At 58.0% G+C, this 21,533-nt stretch carries 19 protein-coding genes; 7 read left to right on the top strand and 12 right to left on the bottom strand.

Annotated elements, in window-relative coordinates; genetic code table 11:
• Positions 1-72 precede the first annotated feature (72 nt).
• Positions 73-2,781 (bottom strand): cation-transporting P-type ATPase, encoded by a 2,709-nt coding sequence (locus ACWHWP_RS05850; protein WP_447855218.1) that lies wholly within the window; start codon positions 2,779-2,781, stop codon positions 73-75.
• 479 nt (positions 2,782-3,260) lie between these two features.
• On the opposite strand from ACWHWP_RS05850, the gene ACWHWP_RS05845 reads away from it, so the two are divergent.
• Entirely contained in the window at positions 3,261-3,509 is a 249-nt protein-coding gene (locus ACWHWP_RS05845; RefSeq protein WP_010428319.1) for a DUF1158 domain-containing protein, read from the top strand.
• Here ACWHWP_RS05845 and ACWHWP_RS05840 read toward each other — a convergent pair.
• Positions 3,495-5,063 carry an alpha/beta hydrolase-fold protein gene (locus tag ACWHWP_RS05840; RefSeq protein ID WP_063955412.1) on the bottom strand — a complete coding sequence of 523 codons (1,569 nt, stop codon included), beginning with the start codon at positions 5,061-5,063 and terminating at the stop codon, positions 3,495-3,497. The genes ACWHWP_RS05845 and ACWHWP_RS05840 overlap by 15 nt on opposite strands.
• Positions 5,064-5,186: 123 nt before the next feature.
• On the opposite strand from ACWHWP_RS05840, the gene ACWHWP_RS05835 reads away from it, so the two are divergent.
• A complete protein-coding gene (locus tag ACWHWP_RS05835; protein ID WP_447855217.1) occupies positions 5,187-7,331 on the top strand; it encodes a TonB-dependent siderophore receptor in 2,145 nt (714 codons plus the stop codon).
• A gap of 106 nt (positions 7,332-7,437) precedes the next feature.
• Here ACWHWP_RS05835 and ACWHWP_RS05830 read toward each other — a convergent pair whose 3' ends face one another.
• Complete coding sequence (locus tag ACWHWP_RS05830; RefSeq protein WP_032673604.1) at positions 7,438-7,779, bottom strand: RamA family antibiotic efflux transcriptional regulator; 342 nt, start codon at positions 7,777-7,779, stop codon at positions 7,438-7,440.
• A 32-nt stretch (positions 7,780-7,811) separates the two neighbouring features.
• The gene (locus tag ACWHWP_RS05825) at positions 7,812-8,915 is read right to left on the bottom strand and encodes an MBL fold metallo-hydrolase (RefSeq protein ID WP_447855216.1); all 1,104 of its coding nucleotides are present in this window, start codon (positions 8,913-8,915) and stop codon (positions 7,812-7,814) included.
• Between the two features lie 190 nt (positions 8,916-9,105).
• Between ACWHWP_RS05825 and ACWHWP_RS05820 the strand changes: the two genes are divergently transcribed.
• The 3 genes from ACWHWP_RS05820 (at position 9,106) to nfsB (ending at position 10,828) form a co-directional block, all read left to right on the top strand.
• Positions 9,106-9,696, top strand: a complete 591-nt coding sequence (locus tag ACWHWP_RS05820; RefSeq protein ID WP_059312591.1) for a TetR/AcrR family transcriptional regulator — start codon at positions 9,106-9,108, stop codon at positions 9,694-9,696.
• On the top strand, positions 9,686-10,054 hold the full coding sequence (locus ACWHWP_RS05815) for an MmcQ/YjbR family DNA-binding protein (RefSeq protein ID WP_447855215.1): 369 nt from the start codon (positions 9,686-9,688) through the stop codon (positions 10,052-10,054). Before ACWHWP_RS05820 ends, ACWHWP_RS05815 begins: the two co-directional genes overlap by 11 nt.
• 120 nt (positions 10,055-10,174) lie before the next feature.
• Positions 10,175-10,828: an oxygen-insensitive NAD(P)H nitroreductase gene (nfsB, locus tag ACWHWP_RS05810; protein ID WP_059312301.1), complete on the top strand. Its 654-nt coding sequence runs from the start codon at positions 10,175-10,177 to the stop codon at positions 10,826-10,828.
• A gap of 36 nt (positions 10,829-10,864) precedes the next feature.
• On the opposite strand, the gene ACWHWP_RS05805 is transcribed toward nfsB, so the two are convergent.
• The 3 genes from ACWHWP_RS05805 to ACWHWP_RS05795 form a co-directional block, all read right to left on the bottom strand.
• Positions 10,865-11,152, bottom strand: a complete 288-nt coding sequence (locus ACWHWP_RS05805) for a helix-turn-helix domain-containing protein (RefSeq protein WP_063432519.1) — start codon at positions 11,150-11,152, stop codon at positions 10,865-10,867.
• Positions 11,133-11,462, bottom strand: a complete 330-nt coding sequence (locus tag ACWHWP_RS05800) for a type II toxin-antitoxin system RelE/ParE family toxin (protein ID WP_059312303.1) — start codon at positions 11,460-11,462, stop codon at positions 11,133-11,135. The genes ACWHWP_RS05805 and ACWHWP_RS05800 overlap by 20 nt, the downstream gene beginning before the upstream one ends.
• A gap of 139 nt (positions 11,463-11,601) precedes the next feature.
• Positions 11,602-12,471, bottom strand: coding sequence for a helix-turn-helix transcriptional regulator (locus ACWHWP_RS05795; protein WP_063955404.1), 870 nt, complete (start codon positions 12,469-12,471; stop codon positions 11,602-11,604).
• A gap of 107 nt (positions 12,472-12,578) precedes the next feature.
• Between ACWHWP_RS05795 and ACWHWP_RS05790 the strand changes: the two genes are divergently transcribed.
• Both ACWHWP_RS05790 and ACWHWP_RS05785 read left to right on the top strand, forming a co-directional pair.
• The gene (locus ACWHWP_RS05790; RefSeq protein ID WP_447855214.1) at positions 12,579-14,015 is read left to right on the top strand and encodes an MFS transporter; all 1,437 of its coding nucleotides are present in this window, start codon (positions 12,579-12,581) and stop codon (positions 14,013-14,015) included.
• Between the two features lie 65 nt (positions 14,016-14,080).
• The gene (locus tag ACWHWP_RS05785) at positions 14,081-15,325 is read left to right on the top strand and encodes a mechanosensitive ion channel family protein (RefSeq protein WP_447855213.1); all 1,245 of its coding nucleotides are present in this window, start codon (positions 14,081-14,083) and stop codon (positions 15,323-15,325) included.
• Here ACWHWP_RS05785 and ACWHWP_RS05780 read toward each other — a convergent pair whose 3' ends face one another.
• From ACWHWP_RS05780 to pheP, 5 genes are all read right to left on the bottom strand, one after another.
• A complete protein-coding gene (locus ACWHWP_RS05780) occupies positions 15,326-16,297 on the bottom strand; it encodes a LacI family DNA-binding transcriptional regulator (protein ID WP_063432525.1) in 972 nt (323 codons plus the stop codon).
• Between the two features lie 75 nt (positions 16,298-16,372).
• Positions 16,373-17,515: a Gfo/Idh/MocA family protein gene (locus ACWHWP_RS05775; protein ID WP_447855212.1), complete on the bottom strand. Its 1,143-nt coding sequence runs from the start codon at positions 17,513-17,515 to the stop codon at positions 16,373-16,375.
• Positions 17,508-18,533, bottom strand: coding sequence for a sugar phosphate isomerase/epimerase family protein (locus ACWHWP_RS05770; protein ID WP_447855211.1), 1,026 nt, complete (start codon positions 18,531-18,533; stop codon positions 17,508-17,510). The genes ACWHWP_RS05775 and ACWHWP_RS05770 overlap by 8 nt, the downstream gene beginning before the upstream one ends.
• Before the next feature lie 15 nt (positions 18,534-18,548).
• Positions 18,549-19,787: an MFS transporter gene (locus tag ACWHWP_RS05765; protein WP_063956701.1), complete on the bottom strand. Its 1,239-nt coding sequence runs from the start codon at positions 19,785-19,787 to the stop codon at positions 18,549-18,551.
• A gap of 273 nt (positions 19,788-20,060) precedes the next feature.
• Positions 20,061-21,446 (bottom strand): phenylalanine transporter, encoded by a 1,386-nt coding sequence (pheP, locus tag ACWHWP_RS05760; protein WP_447855210.1) that lies wholly within the window; start codon positions 21,444-21,446, stop codon positions 20,061-20,063.
• Positions 21,447-21,533 lie beyond the last annotated feature (87 nt).

Genomic DNA, 21,533 nt, shown 5'->3' with positions numbered 1-21,533 from the left:
GAGTACCTCGGCGTTGTTTTCCCTCACCCCGGCCCTCTCCCACGGGGAGAGGGTTAGGGTGAGGGCAAAAAGTTATGCAGCCTTACGGAACCTGCGGGTCAGTCGCTTCTCGATTTCCACGACGAAGAACATCACGCCCGCCACCGCCAGAGTCACGAACCAGTAGCGCAGCGGCAGCGCTTCAGTGCCGAACAGCATCTGCATAAACGGCAGGTAGATAATCGCCGCCTGGAGCAGGAACAGCACGCCCGTCACCAGCCAGATACCTTTGTTTGCCAGCAGGCCGCGGTTCAGGGAGAACCCTTCGGTGTTGCGGCAGTTAATCATGTACACCCACTGGGCGCAGACCAGCATCTGCAGCAGCACGGTGCGGATGAACTCCGCGCTGTGGCCGCGCGGGGCCAGCCAGGCTTCCAGCGCAAAGGCGGCGATGGCAATCATGGTGCCGACGAAGGCCACGCGCCAGACGGCGTAGGCGTCCATCACGTGCTGCCCGGTCTGGCGCGGCGGACGGCGCATGATGTTGCGCTCGGCGGCTTCAAAGGCCAGGCCGAAGGAGAGCGTGGCGGAGGTGGCCATGTTCATCCACAGAATCAGCACCGGCGTCAGCGGAATGATATTCCCCGCCAGCAGCGCAATCACAATCAGCAGCCCCTGCGCGAGGTTGGTCGGCATGATAAAGAGGATGGTCTTCTTCAGGTTGTCATAAACGCGACGCCCCTCTTTCACCGCGCTGGCGATGGTCGCGAAGTTATCGTCCGTCAGGACCATGTCCGCCGCCTCTTTGGTCACTTCCGTGCCTTTGATGCCCATCGCGATGCCCACGTCCGCCTGACGCAGCGCCGGTGCATCGTTCACCCCGTCGCCGGTCATGCCGACGATTTCGCCTTTATCCTGCAGCGCTTTCACCAGGCGCAGCTTATGCTCCGGGCTGGTACGGGCGAAGATGTCATACTTCACCGCCGCGTCCGCCAGCTCGGCGTCGTCCATCTTCTCCAGCTGGTAGCCGGTCACCGCCTGCTCGCTGTTGGTGATCCCCAACATCTGGCCGATGCTCATCGCCGTCTGCGGGTGATCCCCGGTGATCATCTTCACGCGGATCCCCGCCTGCTGGCAGGCGTTAATCGCGTCAATCGCTTCCGGACGCGGCGGATCCATCATCCCGGCGATGCCGAGGAAGATCAGTCCGTGGCTCAGGTCGTCGTGCGTCAGCTCCTGCTCGCCGTTCGCTGGCTTAAACGCCGCGGCAACCATGCGCAGCCCCTGGCGCGCATAGCGCTCCATTTCGGTTTCCCAGTACGCGCGGTTGAAGGCTTCCGCACCGTTACGGGTCTGCTGCTCGGCGCACAGGGCGAAAATCACGTCCGGCGCACCGGTGATCAGGATCTGCTCCTCACCATCAATCTGATAGTGGGTGCTCATGTACTTGTACTGCGAGTCGAACGGGATCTTGTTAACCAGGGTGGTCATGACCGGCTCAAGGCTGGCCTTTGCCGCCAGCACCTTCAGCGCCCCCTCGGTTGGCCCGCCGGTGATGCCCCACAGACCGCGATCGTCCTGAATCAGCTGGCTGTCGTTACACAGGTCGATGGTGCGCAGGTACTGCTCCAGCACGGTGCCCGGCTGGATCTGCACCGGCTCGTCGCTGCCTTCGAGGTAAATGTTGCCCACCGGCTCGTAGCTGTTGCCGTCCACGCGGTAGCAGGCGTCGGCGGTGATGATGGCTTTGACCGTCATTTCGTTCATGGTCAGAGTGCCGGTTTTATCCGAGCAGACCACGGTCATCGCGCCCAGGGTTTCGACCGTCGGCAGCTTGCGGATAATCGCACGCTTGCGCGCCATCGCCTGCACGCCCAGCGAGAGGATGATGGAGATAATCGCCGGCAGACCTTCCGGTACGGAGGCCACCGCCAAGCTAATCAGGGAGAGCAGCAGCTCGCCCATTGGAATTTCGCGGAACACCAGGCTGAAGACAAACAGCGCGGCCATCATCGCCAGGATAATGGCGAAGATCGCTTTACCCAGCTTGTCCATCTGCACCAGCAGCGGCGTGCGGTGCTTTTCGATGCCCGCCATCATCTGGTTGATATGGCCGAGTTCGGTATCCTTGCCGGTCGCGGTGACCACGCCGACGCCGCCGCCCGCGCTTACGGTCGTCCCGGAGAAGACCATATTGGTGCGGTCGCCCAGCGGCAGTTCGCCGCTCAGCGGATTCGTGTGCTTATCCACCACTGTGGATTCACCGGTCAGAATCGCCTCTTCCACGCGTAAATTATGCGCCTCGATTAAACGCATATCCGCCGGAATACGATCCCCCGCGCGTAATACAATAATATCGCCCGGGACTATTTCAGTTGTAGGGATAGTTTCGTGGCTGCCGTTACGAATAACGCGCGCGTCGCTGGAGAGCATATTGCGAATACTCTTCAGGGATTTTTCCGCGTTGCTTTCCTGAATATGGCCAATTAAGGCATTAATCACCGCCACGCCCAAAATAACCAGCGTATCAACCCAGTGGCCCATTATTGCCGTTAATACGGCGGCGGCCAGCAGGACATAAATCAGGACATCATTAAAATGGGCTAAAAAACGCAGCCAGGCGGGTTTACCTTTTTTCTCCGGCAGCGCGTTCGGCCCCACTTTTTGCAGACGCGCCTGCGCCTCTGCGCGGTCCAGTCCGCTGGCCTGGCTCTGCGCGTGAGCGAGCACCTGCTCTACGGTCTGCTGGTATGCCAGCCCGCCGGAAGGCGGCACGTTTGGGGATAATTTTTTTTCGGTCATGGTATTTTTCCTTCAATATCCGGTGAACAGAAGCCTGAATTCCTTTCGGGCTTAAATAAATTCATTTTAAAGTCTTGCGGGGAAAATTGATCTACCGCAATATAATGACTTCTCGATTATTCAAAACTGATTAAAACTATTTCGATGACCTGATTTTTACAAAATATTTCTAAACCAACGCTAAACGAGGGGGAACCATGTTTGGTATTTATCGCGGACGACGCCTGGCGTTATACATTGTCGCAGCCATTGTTATTGCCACGTTAATTGGTTATAGCACCTATACATTTGTAAAATTATTTTCCTGATACGGACATTTATTTACATAACGCGATATTAATATGAACACCGGGTCGTATAGTGTTATTTATTCGCAGTAATAATGTCTTTGTTTTATTCAAAAAGGCCAGCGGGGCTGATATTGCTTTACGTTACAGAATGCCGGACAATGACATTTTTAACTGACGATTAACATTAAGATGAAACACCCGTTAGAATCGCTGCTTACGGCGGGGGGCATTTTATTGCTGGCCCTGATCTCATGCCTGCTGTTACCCGCGCCGTCGCTGGGTCTGGTGCTGGCGCAGAAGCTGATGACGACCTTTCACATGGTCGATCTGAACCAGCTTTACACCATTCTGTTCTGCCTGTGGTTTTTGGCACTCGGCGCCATCGAATTCTTTATCCTGCGTTTCGTCTGGCGCCGCTGGTTTTCACTGGCGTCGTAAGCCGGTGAAGTCACGCATGCCGTGGATCAGCGCTTCACACCAGGCCGCGTAGTCGTGACCGCTGGATGAGGGATGGAAGCTGACGCGATACCCTTTTTCCCTCAACGCCTGTTCGAAATCCTGCGTAGTGCGATAGATGCCCCCGCCCGGTCCCGTGGTTTCAAACTTTCCGGCCTGCAGCCAAAAGCGTACCGGATACGGCGGCGACTGCTGATATTGCCGCGTCAGCCAGCCGGGAGCCTCCCCTTTCGGTGCCCACCAGTACGAACCTGAAAGACTCAGCACGTTACCAAACAGGCGCGGATAGCGCAGCGCGACCCATGATGACGCGATTCCCCCGTAGCTCGACCCCGCCAGCACCGTTTTCTGCCGCTGCATCGCGATGCCCTGCCCGCGCAGCCACGGCAGCAGTTCATGCGCCATAAAGTCGGCGAAATCCGGGTTCGGCGGCAGCTCGTTGCCGCGTCGGGCGTGATCGAGGCTGTCGATAAACACCACGTTAATCGGCGGAAGATGATGGCGAGCGATCAGACCGTCCAGCACGTTCGCGAAATGGTACTCGTCCTGATAAATCTGCCCGTCGAAGAGGATGAGCGTCCAGCGTGCAGGCTGTGCGCCGCGCGGTTTATAGATCATCACCTCGCGGGAATTACCGAGGATATTGCTCTTGATGCTCTGGCGGCTTAATGACCCGTGGACCAGCGGCTGGGCCGTGGCCTGCACGGAGCAATAGCGTGCCGGACTGAGATCGAGCAGCGAATAGCGGTTCCAGCGATCCGTCTTTTGTTCACCAAAGGTATTTGGGTTGAGCGGATCGGCCTGGGCGCTCACCAGGATCGCGCGACGTTGATCGCGTGAGGAACCCTCGACGATCGGCACATCGGGCGCGAGCTTGTACTGCATCACCGTATCGGCGGGCACCACATAGCTGCGGAACCAGACGTCGCTGTTGCCCAGGCGGAACAGCGGGTCGTGATCCCCCGCCGGTGAGCCGAGAATAAAGACGTTATCCCGCGCGCCGCGCCACAGGAAGGTGACGCGCTTATGCTCTGCGTCTACCGGCTCCACCATCGGTGTTCCCTGCCGAATCTGCGTCTGCCAGAACGCGTCGGTACTCCCTCCGGCAGCAATCTCTTTTGCCAGCGCCTGAAGCGTCGGGCTTTCAGGTGCAAGCATCTGTACGCGCGGTAGCGCAGATGTCTCTTTCATCCGCCACTGAAAACGCCAGGGTTTACCCGCTTCGCCGTGCAGGACCAGCGAGGTGCTCTGCTTTTCCGGCAGGGCAAAAAGCAGCGTATGTTCGCCATCGGCGGGCCCATTTTCAACCAACGTACGAATGCGGCGGTTTTGCCCGTCCAGCAGGCGGGCATCCGTTACGCCATGCAGCGTGGCGGAGACATAATTTTCAGCAAGCTCTGGCAGCATAAAACAGACTTCACCGCTGGCATCAAACTTCCCCTGGACGTCTCCCTGCCGGGAAGAGTGTTCGCAGGTTGCCGCCACCGCAGGCAGCACACCTATCCCGAGTAATAATCCGCTCCATACCCTCTTCATTACCGCTTGTTCCCTGACGAAATTTGTTATCAACGCTAATGCAAATGGTAATAATTTGCAATATCATCTAACGCGTTTTAACGGTGTTTATATGGCGATAGCAACCAAGGATGAGCAGAAAAAATGTTTAAGAATAATAAGATAATGCAGCTGTGGCTGCTGAGTCTGGCGACGACCAGCGTGGCGGCTCAGGCTGAAAATAGAGAAGAAACCATAACGGTGACGCAGAGCGTAAGTGAAGAACCCACCGCCCCGGTAAAAGGGATTGTGGCAACCCAAACGCTCTCCGCGACCAAGACCCGCGCGGAGATCGTGAAAACGCCGCAGTCGGTATCGGTGATCACCCGCGATCAGATGAACATGCAGGACGTGACATCCGTATCGCAGGCGCTGCGCTACTCGGCGGGCGTGTTTACCGAGTACCGCGGCTCGTCGAACCGTAACGACGAGGTGTTCGTGCGCGGCTTTAGCTATGTGCCGAAATTCCTCGACGGCCTGAGCTTCGGCGCAACAGCCTCGTCCCAGACGGGTACGATTGACCCGTGGTTACTGGAGCGCGTGGAGCTGGTGCGTGGCCCGGCGTCGGTGCTGTTTGGTCAGGTCAACCCTGGCGGGTTAATCAGCATGACCAGCAAACGGCCGACCGCGGAATCCATCCATAACGTGCAGTTCCGCACCGGCAATAACGATCTGGCAGAAGGCGCGTTTGATTTCGGCGGCAAGCTGAGCGACGACGGCCGCGTGCTGTATCGCGTCAACGGTATCGCCCGTACCCAGCATAATCAGGTGGATGATTATAAAGAGACGCGGATGGCGATCGCGCCTGCTATCACCTGGTACCCGAACGATCAGACCCGCTTTACGCTGCTGACCAGCTACCAGAAGGATCTGGATGCGGGCTACCGCAACTTCCTGCCCGCCTACGGCACGGTCAAAAGCGTCGACGGGAAATACATCCCGCGCGACTTTAACGTCAGCGATCCGAATTACAACCAGTCCTGGCGCGAGCAGACGACGATCGGCTACGAGCTGGAACATCAGTTCGCCGACGACCTCACCTTCCGCCAGAACGCGCGTTACGCCAGCATCAAACAAAAATACCGTTACCTCGTTTACGCCAGCAGCGCGGCCAACATCACGGTATTGACGCGACGCGCGCAGCATGAAGAGCGCACCACCAACGAATTTGGCCTGGATAACCAGCTTGAGTATCTGATGGAGACCGGCAGCGTCAGCCACACCCTGCTCGGCGGGTTCGACTACAAGACCAGCAAAGATAAACAGCTGCTGGAACGCGGGAGCGGTTCACAGTATGACCTCGACTGGACGAACCCGGTGTACGGCGTGAACGTGGATGAAAGCACCTTCAAAACGGCCACCGACGAGCAGCAAAATCTCGACCAGATGGGGCTGTATTTGCAGGATCAAATGAGCTGGAACAGCTGGGAATGGCTGGTCTCCGGGCGCTACGACTGGAGCGAAGTGCGAACTCACGACTTCACCGACGGCAGCTTAACCCAGCAGAACGACAGCAAGTTCACCTGGCGAACCGGCCTGCTGTACGCGTTCGATTCTGGCCTGTCGCCGTACGTTAGCTACAGCACCTCGTTTGAACCGAACCTGCAAACCAACCGCGCGCCGGGCGTTGCCCCCTTCAAGCCAACCACCGGGGAGCAGACCGAGATTGGCCTGAAGTATCAGCCGGTCGACAGTACGCTGATGACCCTCGCGCTGTACGATTTAACTCAGGACAACGTGGCAACCTACAACAGCGCCGAAGGCTGGTTTGAGAACGCGGGTAAAGTGCGTTCGAAAGGCGTTGAGGCGGAAATCCACTCCACGCTGATGGACAACATCAACCTGATTGGCTCATACACTTACACCGATGCGAAAACCAAAAGCACGACGGTGGCGGGAACAGAAGGCAAAACGCCGGCGCGCATTCCGGCGCATATGGCATCGGCGTTTGCCAGCTATACCGTTCCGGGCGGCGCGCTGAAGAGCCTGACCGCTGGCGTGGGGATGCGCTACATCGGTACCAGCTACGGCGATGCGAAGAATACCTTCAAGGTGCCGTCGGTGGATCTGTATGACGCGATGCTGAGCTACGATCTGGGCGAGATAAACCGCAGCCTGAAAGGGGCGAGCGTGCAGTTCAACGTCAATAACGTGGCGGACACGAAATATGTTGCGTCGTGCGCAAGCGATACAGCGTGCTTCTACGGGATTGGCCGAACGGTGACGGCGACGGTGAATTATCGGTGGTAAGTTATTTGTAGGCCCGGTAAGCGTAGCGCCACCGGGCAATTACGGGCACCGAGCCCACAAAAAAGCCGGGTGGCGGCTACGCCTTACCCGGCCTACACGCGACATGTTAGTGTGTCTGGCTATGGTTCTCTTTACGGTACGCACCCGGCGGCTGGTTGAAGGTGCGGGTAAATATGCGGGTAAACGTCTGCTGCGAGTCAAACCCGTAACGCAGGCAGATCTCATACACGCGCTCGTCCGACTCACGCAGATCCCGCGCCGCCAGCAGCAGCTTGCGTTCACGGATATAGCGTCCCAGACTCTCCCCCTTGTACTGCATAAATAACCGCTGCAGGTGCCATTTCGAGTAACCCGCGTGGCGGGCAATCTCTTCTATACGTAATGGCTGATGCAGGTTGTCGTCGATCCATTCGACGATAGTGTCGATGACTTGAGCGGAAATGGTCATACTGCTCTCCCCCTCTGCTTCTTGCTTAAACATTATTCCCACCACGCGCGAAACGTTTGGGTGGTGTCATTCACCCGGACGGGCTCGCCCAGCTCCGGCGTCAGCAGCCGATAATTTTTGTCCTTGCTGGCTTTGGCCAGCTGGATCAGCGGGTCGTTCCAGGCGTGTTTCGCCAGCACGAAGCGTCCGTTATGTCCGGGCACCACGGCTTTGGCATTAAGATCCGCCGACGCCTGCGCCGTTTCCTCCGGCAGCATGTGGATGTACTTCCAGTCCTGGTCGTACTGGCCGTTTTCCATAATGGCCAGGTCAACCTCGCCAAACTGCTCGCCGATGGCCTTAAAGTGCGGGCCGTAACCGGAATCGCCGCTGTAGTAAACCTTCTGCTCAGGCGTAACGAACATAAAGCTGCCCCACAGGGTTCGATCGCGCTTGATGCCGCGTCCCGAGAAGTGGCGCGCCGGCAGAACATGCACCGTCAGTTCATCGCTGATGCGCACCGACTGGTTCCAGTCGCGCTCGTCGATAATATCGGGGTTCATCCCCCAGTAGCGCAGGTGGGATCCGACGCCCAGCGGCGTCACCACGCGCTTCACCTTCGGCAGCAGCGCCCTGATGGTGGCGTAGTCCAGATGATCGTAGTGATCGTGCGAGATAATCAGCAGGTCGATCTCCGGCATGCTTTCAGCGCGCCACGGATACTCGCCGGCAAAGGCTTTATTGAGGAACGAGAACGGCGCGGCATAGTTGCCGAGCACCGGGTCAATCAGGATGCGCTTGCCCGCAAGCTGCAGATACCACGAGGAGTGGCCGAGCCACACCAGGGTGTCCTGCTCCAGAGGCAGGCTTGCAAGATCGGTTTTCACCAGCGGCAGCGGCCGGGCCGGACGTGCGTTTTCGGTTTTTTTGGCCAGAAAATCCCACGTCGCGACCAGCATGTTTTTGTCGCCGTTGTAGCCCGGCGTCGGCAGCGTATTGTGGAATTTCCCTTCGCGATACTGCGGAGAGGCCTCCACTTCGGTGAGCTGCTCGCCCTGCGGCGGCTGGCCAAATCCGGCATTCAGAACACAGGGTAAAGTTGCAGCTGAAGCAATAATCATGATTAACACCACGCAGATGAAGAGAGGTTTTTTCATATCCTGACCCGAAAACGCGCCCCATCCGATAGTTTGCGCGGGGTAAACTTGATTATGAGTGAGTAAGCACTCATTATAGATATGATGATAAAGTCGTCAAGACGTTTTCGATCTTTGACATTCCGCGTTGCAGCGTGTCAAAGCACGTGTTTCAATCGGGGTTTTTACAATTGACAGGAGGAAAAATTTAGTGGCACGTCCGAAGAGTGAAGATAAAAAACAGGCCTTACTGGAAGCCGCAACGGTGGCGTTTGCACAGTCAGGTATTGCCGCCTCAACGGCGTTAATTGCCCGTAACGCGGGCGTCGCCGAAGGCACTCTGTTTCGCTACTTTGCTACGAAAGACGATCTGCTGAATGCCCTCTACCTGCACCTGAAGCAGGATCTCTGCCAGGCGATGCTGTCCAACCTGGATCGCAGCCTTACCACGCCGAAAGAGCACACGCGAAACATCTGGAACAGCTACGTTGACTGGGGAATCAAAAACCCTCTCGCGCACGCCGCGATTCGCCAGCTTGGCGTCAGCGAGAAGATCAACGCCGAGACGGAACAGGCCGTGAAAGAGATGTTCCCCGAGCTGCATGAACTCTGCCGCCGCTCGGTACGTCAGGTGTTTATGTCCGACGAATTTAAAACGTTCGGCGATGCGCTTTTCCTGTCGCTGGCCGAATCCACGATGGAATTTGCCACCCGCGATCCTTCCCGCGCCGTTGATTTTAAAGCGCTCGGTTTTGATGTGATGTGGCGCGGTCTTGCCTATGAGGACGCCAATGGAGAGTAAAGCCTTACAGGAGCACGCCATGCGCGTGGCCCTGGAGCTGCCGTTCGCCGAACACTGCTGGCCGTTTGGGCCGGAATTTGACGTGTTTAAAGTGGGCGGGAAAATTTTCATGATTGTGGCGGTCGCGCACGGGCGGCCGCACGTCAGCCTGAAATCAGACCCGGAGAAATCTCTGCTCAATCAGCAGATCTACCGCGGAATAGAGCCGGGCTACCATCTGAGTAAAAAGCACTGGATCTCCCTTTACGGCACTGACGACGTGACGCCGGAGCTGGTGACCGACCTCATCAATGATTCCTGGAATCTGGTGGTGGATAAGCTGCCCAAAAAAGACCAGAAGTGGATCAGGCCGGCCTGATTGTTCGTCTGAGACGAACAGAGTAAGCGCTCGAATTGCACTTATCTTTTTCCGCGTCCCGCTGTAATCTGCTCACCTTTCGCGCCCGCACGCGGGCGAATTTCATCACCAGGAGTTGTTATGGATATCATTTCTGTCGCCCTGAAACGCCACTCAACCAAGGCGTTCGACCCAGCCAAAAAACTGACCGCTGAAGAAGCGGAAAAAATCAAAACCCTGCTGCAGTACAGCCCGTCCAGCACCAACTCCCAGCCGTGGCACTTTATTGTAGCCAGCACCGAGGAAGGAAAAGCGCGCGTGGCGAAATCCGCCGCGGGCACCTATGTGTTCAACGAACGCAAAATGCTGGATGCTTCTCACGTGGTGGTGTTCTGCGCGAAAACCGCGATGGATGACGCCTGGCTGGAGCGCGTCGTGGACCAGGAAGAGGCGGATGGCCGTTTCAACACGCCAGAAGCTAAAGCCGCAAACCACAAGGGCCGCACCTATTTTGCCGACATGCACCGCGTGGATCTGAAAGATGACGACCAGTGGATGGCGAAGCAGGTTTACCTGAACGTCGGCAACTTCCTGCTGGGCGTTGGCGCACTGGGTCTGGACGCGGTACCGATTGAAGGTTTCGACGCCGCGATCCTCGACGAAGAGTTTGGCCTGAAAGAGAAAGGCTTCACCAGCCTGGTGGTGGTGCCGGTTGGGCACCACAGCGTGGAAGATTTCAACGCCACGCTGCCGAAATCCCGCCTGCCGCTGAGCACGATAGTCACCGAGTGCTAATCCCTTCTGGCACGCTGGGTTCCGGCGTGCCTGTTTTCAATAAAGCGTAATCTGCGGATGCTTCACCCCACACACCAGCGCGTAGCGCGTTAACGTATCAAGGCTTGCCCGGGTAATATTCGCTTCCATTCTGGAAACCGTTGGTGCGCTGACGCCCATTCTTTCTGCAACCTGAGCACGCGTCAGGCCAGCCTGGTTTCGCCATTGCGCCAACATTTCGCGCAAGCGCTCTTTGCGTTCTTCGGCATCAAAAGAAGCCTGAACGTCTGAATCGCTTAACAGCTCCGCTCTGAGTTCATCCCAGTCAATAATCTTTTTGCTCATCCAACATCTCCTGTTGTCGTTTCAATGCCAGACGGAGTTCAGCAGAGGGCGTTTTTTGCGTTTTCTTGATAAATACCCGCAACAGAAAAATTGTCTTTTCCTGCTGATAAACGTAGATCCCACGAGTGTGGATCAGCCCGACGGTTCTGATTTCAAACAAACCATAGGGTAAGGGCTTGCTGTCAGGTTCTCTCAGGACTGTCGGGTTAGTGCGTAATTTATCAAGCTGTTGAATCAGCTTCGCCTGTACCCCAGCAGGCAGTGAGAGAATCTCTTCCCTGACCGCCTCATGAACAATAAGTCTGAACACGGTTTTTCATCCCTGATGATATTAGCATGTAAGGCAATTTGCATTAAAGGCTAATTTAGCCTTTCGTGTCTCACCTTACCCGCTTTAAACAGGCAGAACCGGATCCGCGTTGATTCCCTGAAACTGTCTCGCAAAAAACTTATTTTCCCTGCTCCGCCAGCCACGCCATCGCCCTCTCCCCCGCTTCATCCACCGGTAAATACACCAGCAGCCGCGACCCGTTTCGCGGCGCGGAGTACCAGTACATCTGCTGCAAAGTAAATTCCCCCAGCTCAGGATGGGTAAACAGCTTGAGCTGATTTTCCACGCCGCGCACGTCGTTGCGCTGGTGCCACAGGGTTTTGAACTCTTCAGACACCGCAAAGAAGCGCGCCAGTTTAGCCTCCCACAGCGGGTCGCCCCGGTGTTCGGCCATCGCCGCCCGGAAGTAGGAGACAAATATCGGCAGCACGTCGTCGCGCCTGCCGAGACGGGCGCGCCACGCCGGATGCGTGAGGAACAGGTAAATACAGTTGCGGTCTTCTGGTGGAATTTCATTGAAATCGACGCCCATCAGATGCCCGAAGCTGTCGTTCCACGCCACGATATCGAAGTTCGGTTTCTGGATGCTGGCCGGTTTCGGCAGCAGGGTATCCAGCAGGCGGCGCGTGCCTTCGCTGATGCCCTCGCAGCAGACCGCCTGCGGCGCTTCACCCGGCGGCAACCCGGCCAGCACAAAGAGGTGTCGGGCCTCGGTTGGGGTGCATTGCAGCGCTTTCGCCACCGCCGCCATCACCGCGCTGGACGGATTGACGTCCCTGCCCTGCTCCAGCCAGGTGTACCAGGTCACGCCCACGTCAGCGAGCATCGCCACCTCTTCCCGGCGCAGGCCCGGCGTGCGGCGCCGACCGCTGCGCGGCAGGCCGAGACGCTGGGGGTCGAGGCTTTCACGCCGCGCGCGCAAAAATGCACCCAGCTGTTTTCGTGTATCGTCCTGACGTGAGGCAACCGGTTCAGACATCAAGGCCATAAATCCCCCTGCATGGTAGTGCCAGTACCAGTATAAGCAAGAACTGGTACCCGTTTATCAGATGGTTGATGCTACGACCATCTGTTGAATGACGCAATGGAGTTACCATGAATACGTCAGTTGTTTCACCGGGTCGCGCTGGCCTGATATTGCTGTTAACCGGCCAGATGCTGCCGATGATTGATACCTCAATCACCAACGTGGCGCTGGACGCTATCACCCATTCACTGCACGCTACCGCCACCGAGCTGGAGCTGATCGTCGCGCTTTATGGCGTGGCCTTTGCCGTCTGCCTCGCCCTCGGCAGCAAGCTCGGGGATAATTTTGGCCGTCGTCGTCTGTTTATGTTGGGCGTGGGGATCTTTGGCCTGACCTCGCTGCTGTGCGGCATGGCGGGCAACATCGAACAACTGCTGGCCGCGCGCATCGTTCAGGGCGCAGGAGCCGCGCTAATCATGCCGCAAATTCTTGCCACGCTGCACGTGACGCTGAAAGGTACCGCCCACGCGAAAGCCATTAGCCTGTTTGGCGGCATCGGCGGGATTGCGTTTATCGTCGGCCAGATGGGCGGCGGCTGGCTGGTGTCGGCGGATATCGCCGGGCTGGGCTGGCGTAACGCCTTCTTTATCAACGTGCCGATTTGTCTGGTGGTGCTTGCGCTGAGCCGCCGTTTCGTACCGGAAACCCGTCGCGAGACGCCGTCCCGCATCGACTGGGCTGGAACCATGATGCTGGCCATCATGCTTTGCTGCCTGCTGTTCCCGATGGCGCTTGGTCCACAGTGGCACTGGTCCTGGCCGCTGAAGGCGATGCTTCTCGCCCTAATCCCGCTGGCCTGGCTGATGGCGCTGAACGCGCGCAAAAAAGAGCGTAATAATGCCCACCCGCTGATCCCGCCGCGCCTGCTTGCGCTTCGCAGCGTTCGCTTTGGCGTACTGATTGCGATGCTCTTTTTCAGCGTCTGGTCCGGGTTTATGTTTTGCATGGCGCTCACCATGCAGAGCGGTCTGGGGATGGCGCCGTGGCAATCCGGGAACAGCTTTATTGCGCTGGGCGTGACCTACTTTATTTCCGCGTGGTTCGCGCCGCGTCTGATTGCCCGCTACAGCACCAGCACCATTCTGCTGACGGGTCTGGCGATCCAGATTATCGGCCTGCTGGCGCTGATGGCGACGTTCCGGCTGTGGGGTATGAACAACACCGCGCTGACGCTGGCACCCGCCACCGGGCTGGTGGGCTACGGGCAGGCGCTGATCGTGAACAGCTTCTACCGCATCGGCATGCGCGATATTCAGCCTGACGACGCGGGGGCCGCGAGCGCCATTCTCAGCACGCTGCAGCAGGCCGCGTTGGGGCTGGGTCCGGCCATTTTTGGCGCGATTCTGCTGCACGCGCTGCAACACCATCACGGGGATTACACCCAGGCGGTAAACGTCTTCCTGATGGTGGAAACGGCCATGATGGTGGTACTGGCCCTGGCGACGCTGCGCATGCGCCATCGCCTGTGCCTGCCGGCAGTGAAGGTCTGTCAGGCCGCCAAATAAGTCCATGAATTTGCATAATAGATCCGCAGCCGCCATTATGGGGCTGCATCAATACAGGAGACGTTATGCAGGAATTAATTGCTCAGGTTGAAGAGTTAGGCATTGAAATTAATCACACCACCTCTTTAGTGATTATCTTTGGTATTATTTTTCTTACCGCCATTATCGTTCATTTTATTCTGCACAAAGTGGTGCTGAGGGCTTTCGAAAAACGCGCGCAGGCCAGCAGCCATTTATGGCTGCAGATCATTACCCAGAATAAATTATTTCACCGTCTGGCCTTCACCCTTCAGGGGATAATCGTTAACGTTCAGGCGGTACTGTGGCTGCAAAAAGGCAGCGAAGCGGCGGAAATTCTCACCACCTGCGCGAAGCTGTGGGTCATGGTGTATGCCCTGCTTTCCTTCTTCTCGCTGCTGGACGTGATTTTCAATCTGTCGCAAAAAATGGCGACCGCGTCGCAGCTGCCGCTGAAGGGGATCTTCCAGGGCATTAAGCTGGTGAGCGCCATTCTGGTGGGGATTTTGATTATCTCCCTGCTGATCGGCCAGTCTCCGGCGATCCTGATAAGCGGCCTGGGCGCCATGGCGGCGGTATTAATGCTGGTCTTCAAAGACCCGATACTGGGGCTTGTCGCCGGTATTCAGCTCTCCGCCAACGACATGCTCAAGCTTGGCGACTGGCTGGAGATGCCAAAATACGGCGCCAACGGCACGGTGACGGACATCGGCCTGACCACCGTCAAAGTGCGTAATTTCGATAACACTATTACCACCATCCCGACGTGGGCGCTGGTCTCCGACGCCTTTATCAACTGGAGCGGCATGTCCGCCTCCGGCGGGCGACGCATTAAGCGCAGCCTGAATATTGATACCACCAGCATTCATTTTCTCGACGAGCAGGAGCAGCAGAAGCTGATTCAGGCGAAGCTGCTGAAGCCCTATCTTGCCGCGCGTCATGAAGAAATTAACCTGTGGAATCAGCAGAACGGCGAAGGCGAATCGGTATTAAACCTGCGCAAGATGACCAATATTGGCACCTTCCGCGCCTACCTGAATGAATATCTTCGCAACCATCCGCGCATTCGCAAAGATATGACGCTGATGGTGCGCCAGCTCGCGCCGGATGCCAACGGCCTGCCGATTGAAATATACGCCTTCACCAACACGGTGATCTGGGCAGAATATGAGGAAATTCAGGCCGACATCTTCGACCATATTTTTGCGGTAGTGGATGAATTTGGTCTGCGCATTCACCAGTCGCCGACCGGGAATGATATTCGCGCCCTTGCGGGCGCTGTAGCCAGATAATCAGGCGCTGGCGCGGGAAATAAAGCGCCAGTCCATCATCACTCTTTCCGTGGGCGCATCCGGGTTGTCGATCTTATTTAAGAGCAGATCGACCGCCTTGCGCCCGATGTCCCGCGACGGCTGCTCGATGGTGGTCAGCGAAATCATGTCCGCCAGCTCGGTGCCGTCAAAACCGACAACCGCGATATCCTCCGGCACGCGCAATCCCGCCTGCTGAATGGCGCGTAAGGCCCCCGCCGCCAGCGTGTCGGAAACGGCAAATACCGCGTCCGGCGGGTTTTCCTTCAGCAGATTTTGCATCGCGGCCATTCCGGCGCGGGAGCTGAGATCGCTCGCGTACTCCACCGCCTGATACGCCAGGTCTTTAAGGTGGATCACGCTCTTGTAGCCGCGCTCGCGCAGGCGGGCATATTTATAGCTGAGGTCGTGGTTGATCATCGCGATACGCGTATGGCCGCTCTCGGCCAGCTGGCTGACGGCATGCTGCGATGCATCGACGTCGTTAATTCCCACGCAGGAGACTGCGCCCGCATCGGCGTATTCGGCGCACTGCACCCACGGCGCGGCACCAATCAGCGCGGCAAGTTCCGGCAGCTTCGAGAAGGCGTCCATGGTGATAATGCCGTCGACAATTTTGCCGGAGAGCAGGCTTAAGCCCGAGCGGGAACGCTCGATATCAGAGCCAGAGTTGCACAGCAGAATGCGGTAGCCGTTTTTCTCAGCCTCTTCTTCAATGCCCTTCACCACCTCGGCGCAGAACGGGTTGGCAATGTTCGAGACCATCACCAGGATCATGTAGCTGCGGGCGGTACGCAGCTGGCGCGCCAGCAGGTTGGGCTGGTAGTTGCTCTCCTGGATCGCCTGCAGGACGCGCTCGCGATTTTTCGCCTTCACGGTGTCGCTGTTGTTGAGCACGCGGGAAACCGTCGCCACGGAGACCCCGGCCAGCTGAGCGATTTTCTGAATTGACATAGCGACGACACATCCTGCGGTTAGCGTTTTGTGCAGGCTACCATAAATTCGCTGCCCGGCGAACCGGGCAACGCGTCAATACGCCACGCGCATCCAGCGCTGCTGCTGATGGCTTTTCACTATCGCATCAATGATATACATCACGTTCGCGCCATCGTGGAAGGTGGCAAACGCGGGCCGATCCGGCATTGCGCCCGCCTGCACGGCGCGGTAGAACTGCGCCATCATATTTTTAAAGGCATCCGGCCAGCCTTCAATATGCCCGCCGGGAAAATGGGCGCTGTCGGCCACGTCAGGGTTCATCAGGCTCGGGTCGTCGGTGAGCGTCTGGTTAGCCTGCGCGCGATGGCCAATCCACAGCTGCTGTGGGTTCTCCTGCTCCCACGCCACCGACCGCTCGCTGCCGTTGATCTCAAACGCCAGGCGGTTTTTGCGCCCGGCGCTCACCTGCGAGACGCTAAAGCTGCCTTTGCTGCCGTCGTCAAAGCGAAACAGCACCGAGCCGAAGTCTTCCGTGGTGACCGGTTTGTCCTCATAGCGGGCGTGCTCGTCATGCACGAAGGTCTGATTTCCGGCCACGTTAGCCTTGCGCGTCGGCCAGACGATGGCGAGGTCGGCCATCACCTCGGTGATGCGGCGGCCGGTGACAAACTGCACGGTGTCGCACCAGTGGGAGCCGATATCCGCCACCGCGCGCGACGCACCGCCCAGCGCGGCATCCACCCGCCAGTTGTAGTCAGTTTCCAGCAGCATCCAGTCCTGCAGATAGCTGCCGTGCGCGGCGAACAGCCGTCCAACGCTACCCGCGCGCAGCATGCTCGCGGCCTGGCGCACCATCGCAAACTGGCGATAGACAAAGCTCACGCCGTGCACCACGCCCGCCCGCTCTGCCAGCGCCACCAGCTCGCGCGCCTCGTCCGGAGTCATGCACAGCGGCTTCTCGGAAAAAACGTGCTTTCCCGCGCGCAGGATCTGGCGGTTAATCTCCGCGTGCAGGTGGTTTGGCGTGCAGTTGTGCACCACGTGCAGATTGGGATGTGCGAGTAACGCATCCACGCTGCCGTAGGCGTGCGGGACGTTAAGCCGACGCGCTTTTTCCTGCGCCTGCGCCAGCGTGCTGTCGCACAGCGCGACGACATGGACAAAACCCAACCGCCTGAGCGCCTCGATATGCGCCGGGCCGATAAACCCGCTGCCGATAATGCCGACGTTAATCATGGCTGCCTCCTGCCGCGAAATCGTCAAACGCGCGCCCGGAGACCGGGATAATGTGGCGGCGGATAAACGCGCTGCCCTCACTCGCGCCGGTATCACCGTCCTTCAGGCAGCACTCCCACTCCAGTACCGCCCAGCCGTCGTAGTCGTACTGCGTCAGCTTGCTGAAAATGCCCTTGAAGTCGATCTGCCCGTCGCCCAGCGAACGGAAGCGACCGGCACGGTTGATCCACGGCTGATAGCCGCCGTACACGCCGCTCCGTCCGCTGGCGCGGTATTCGGCATCCTTCACGTGGAATGCTTTGATGCGCGCGTGATAGATGTCGATAAAGGCCAGGTAGTCCATCTGCTGCAGCAGCATATGGCTCGGGTCGTAGAGAATGTTGCAGCGCGGGTGGTTATCCACCAGGGCCAGAAAACGCTCAAACGTCACCCCGTCGTGCAGATCTTCCCCCGGATGCAGCTCAAAACAGACGTCTACGCCCTGTTCATCGAAGGTATTCAGAATCGGCCGCCAGCGGGCTGCCAGCTCCCCGAACGCTTCCTGAAAACGCTGCTCGTTATGCGGCGGCCACGGATAGAAAAACGGCCAGGCCAGCGAGCCGGAGAACGTGGCGTGTGCTTTCAGGCCCAATCTGGCGGAGGCGAACGCCGCCTGCTTCAGTTTCTCCGTGGCCCACGCCCGGCGGGCCGCATCGTTACCGCGCACTGACGCGGGCGCGAAATGGTCAAACGCGTCGCTGTAAGCCGGGTTTACCGCCACAAGCTGCCCTTCAAGATGGGTCGACAGCTCGCTGATGACAAGCCCGCGTGCGGCCAGCGTAGCGGTGACTTCATCGCAATAGGTCTGGCTCTCTGCGGCTTTCTCTACATCAAAAATGTGCGGATGATTGCAGGGGATCTGCACCGCTTTATAGCCCTTATCTGCCGCCCACCCCACCAGGCCGTCGAGCGAGTTAAACGGTGCCTCTTCGCCAATAAACTGCGACAGAAAAATACCGGGTCCTTTCATCGTTCTCATACCACCTCCAGAACGTTACGCCTTGTCATCGTCATACCTGAACGTGAGAAGGAAAATAAGCGCGATCGCCGCGGCGGCCACCGCCGGGATCCACCAGAATGTCACCCACGCCTGCGGCACGGTCTGACCCGCCACCAGGCGGTTGTAGAGCGCCCCGGAAATCTGCGAGCCGAGCAGCATCCCGATACCGTAGGTGAACATCACTATCATGCTCTGCGCCTGGCCTTTTACTTTTTCGCCCGCCACGCGGTCGGTATAGATAAAGCCCACCACAAAGAAGAAGTCATAGCACACGCCGTGCAGCAGAATGCCGATGTACAGCAGGAAGCGCCCCTCCTCGCTCACGCCCAGCGCGAACATGGCGTAACGCACAAACCACGCCAGCATGCCGATCAGCAGCATAATTTTCACGCCCAGGCGGCGGAACAGCAGCGGGATCACCAGCATGAAGACGATCTCCGACATTTGCCCGAACGACATCGCAGTGCTGACGTCCACAATCCCCGCGTCTGCCAGATAAGACGCGGTATAGGCGTAGTAGGTACCGAGCGGCACGGAAATCAGCATCGCGCAGACGGAGAAGACGAAGAAGTGACGGGTTTTAAGCAGCGCGAAGGCATCCGCACAGAACAGATCGCGCACCTTAACCGGCAGCCCTTTAGCGGGGGCCGGGGTGTGCGGCAACGTCAGGCTGTAGATGGCCAGCAGCACGGAGCTGGCCGCGGCCACCTGAAAAATAGTGACGCTTGCGGACACGCCGGTGACGCCAATAAATATCCCCGCCGCAATCCAGCCGATAGTGCCGAACACGCGAACCACCGGGAAGGTTTTATCGACGTTTGCCAGGCTGTGAAACGCGATGTTGTTGGTCAGCGCCAGCGTTGGCATGTAGCAGAGCGTGTAGCCAAACAGCAGGCCGATCAGCAGCGCGCCGTTTTCAGCAACGAGCGCGCCCGGAACGAACCACAGAATCGCCGCGCCCGCGAGATGCATCACCGCCATCACCTTCTGCGAAGCGAAGAAGCGATCCACCAGCATGCCGAGCACAAACGGCGAGAGAATAGAGGCGATTGGTCCGGCGGAGAACGCATCGCCAATCAGCAAAGACATGTTGTGCTGGGTCATCACCAGGCCGAGCGTAACCGACCAGCTACCCCAGATAAAAAACTGCAAAAACATCATCAGCGACAGCCGCGGTACCAGCAGCCGGTGCTGTGCTATCGCCTTTCCACTACTTTCAGTTGTTGACACCATGATGAGCCTCACCCAGAAAAAGTAATCGATTACAAAACAGTTCAAATAAAAAGTAATCGATTACAAATTAAAGATCCTGTGGATCGAAACAGATTTGGGAGGAGGGTCACGATAAAGGTGGAGTGGTGCTTTATAGGCCCGGTAAGCGTAGCGCCACCGGGCGTGAGGGCATGTGCGGTCTGGTATGGTGCAGTCTGGTGCCCTCACCCCGGCCCTCTCCCACAGGGAGAGGGAGCAAACACTAAAAACGGCAACCAGGTTGCCGTTTTGCTTTTACCTACGCGAGAGCTTAAATGCGATAAACAGGAATACTACCCATGCCGGCAGCAGCATCGCCGACAGGCGCATATCATCCATGGTGCACATCAGCACCAGAATCAGCCCGAGGAAAGCGATACAGAGATAGTTCCCCGCCGGGTAGAGCAGCGCCTTGAACTGCGTCTCGCGTCCCTTGCGGCGCATCGCGGCGCGAAAGCGCAGGTGCGCCAGGCAGATCATGATCCAGTTCAGCAGCAGCGTGGCGACAACCAGCGCCATCAGCAGGCCAAAGGCCTCTTTCGGCAGCAGGTAGTTGATCAGCACCACCAGCGAGGTAATGGCGCCCGAGAGCAGGAGGGAGTTGACCGGCACGCCGCGGCGACTGACGCGGGTGAGGAACTTCGGCGCGTTGCCCTGCACGGAGAGGCCAAACAGCATGCGGCTGTTGGAGTAGACGCCGCTGTTATAGACCGACAGTGACGCAACCAGGATAACGAAGTTCAGCGCAGAAGCGACCACGTTGCTGTTCAGATCGTGGAAAATCATCACGAACGGGCTGCTGTCGGATTTCACTTCCACCCACGGATAAAGTGCCAGCAGCACCACCAGCGAGCCGATGTAGAACAGCAGAATACGGTACACCACCTGGTTAACCGCTTTTGGAATGCTCTTATGCGGGTCGCGCGCTTCGGCGGCGGTAATGCCAATCAGCTCCAGCCCACCGAAGGAGAACATGATCACCGCCAGGGAGAGGATTAGCCCTTTCCAGCCGGTGGCGAGGAAGCCGCCGTGCTGCCAAAGATTGTCAATCGTGGCGCGCTCGCCGCCGTGGCCGGAGAACAGCAGCCACAGGCCAAAGCCGATCATGCCGATAATCGCCAGCACCTTGATCAGCGCAAACCAGAACTCGGTTTCACCGTACAGGCGCACGTTGACGAGGTTAATGGCGTTAATAATGATGAAGAAGGCCGCCGCCCAGATCCACGTCGGGACATCCGGCAGCCAGTACTGCATATAGATGCCTGCAGCGGTCAGCTCCGCCATCCCTACCAGCACGAACATCACCCAGTAGTTCCAGCCGGACAGGAAGCCTGCAAACGGGCCCCAGTATTTATAAGCAAAGTGCGCAAAGGAGCCTGAAACCGGCTCTTCAACGACCATCTCGCCAAGCTGGCGCATGATCAGGAAGGCGATAACCCCGGCGATACCGTAACCCAGCAGAACCGCGGGGCCGGCCATCTGAATAGCGGGGCCGATGCCGAGAAACAGCCCGGTACCGATCGCGCCGCCAAGGGCAATTAACTGAATATGTCGATTTTGCAAACCACGTTGCAGCGTCGGATTCTGATCCGACGAGGCTTCAGCGCTACCATGGCCTGAAGCGGATGACGCGTCTTTCACGTCCTACCCCTGTCTCTTTTTTAGAAGGGGCACGTTTTAACACTTCATGCTGGAGGTAGCAAGGGATTGGGGCATCCCTGCCCCGGA

The organism is Enterobacter sp. WI-ESBL-E8 (assembly GCF_053364895.1).
Note: the sequence above shows the minus strand (reverse complement) of the source record. Positions and strands in the feature narration are given on the sequence as shown.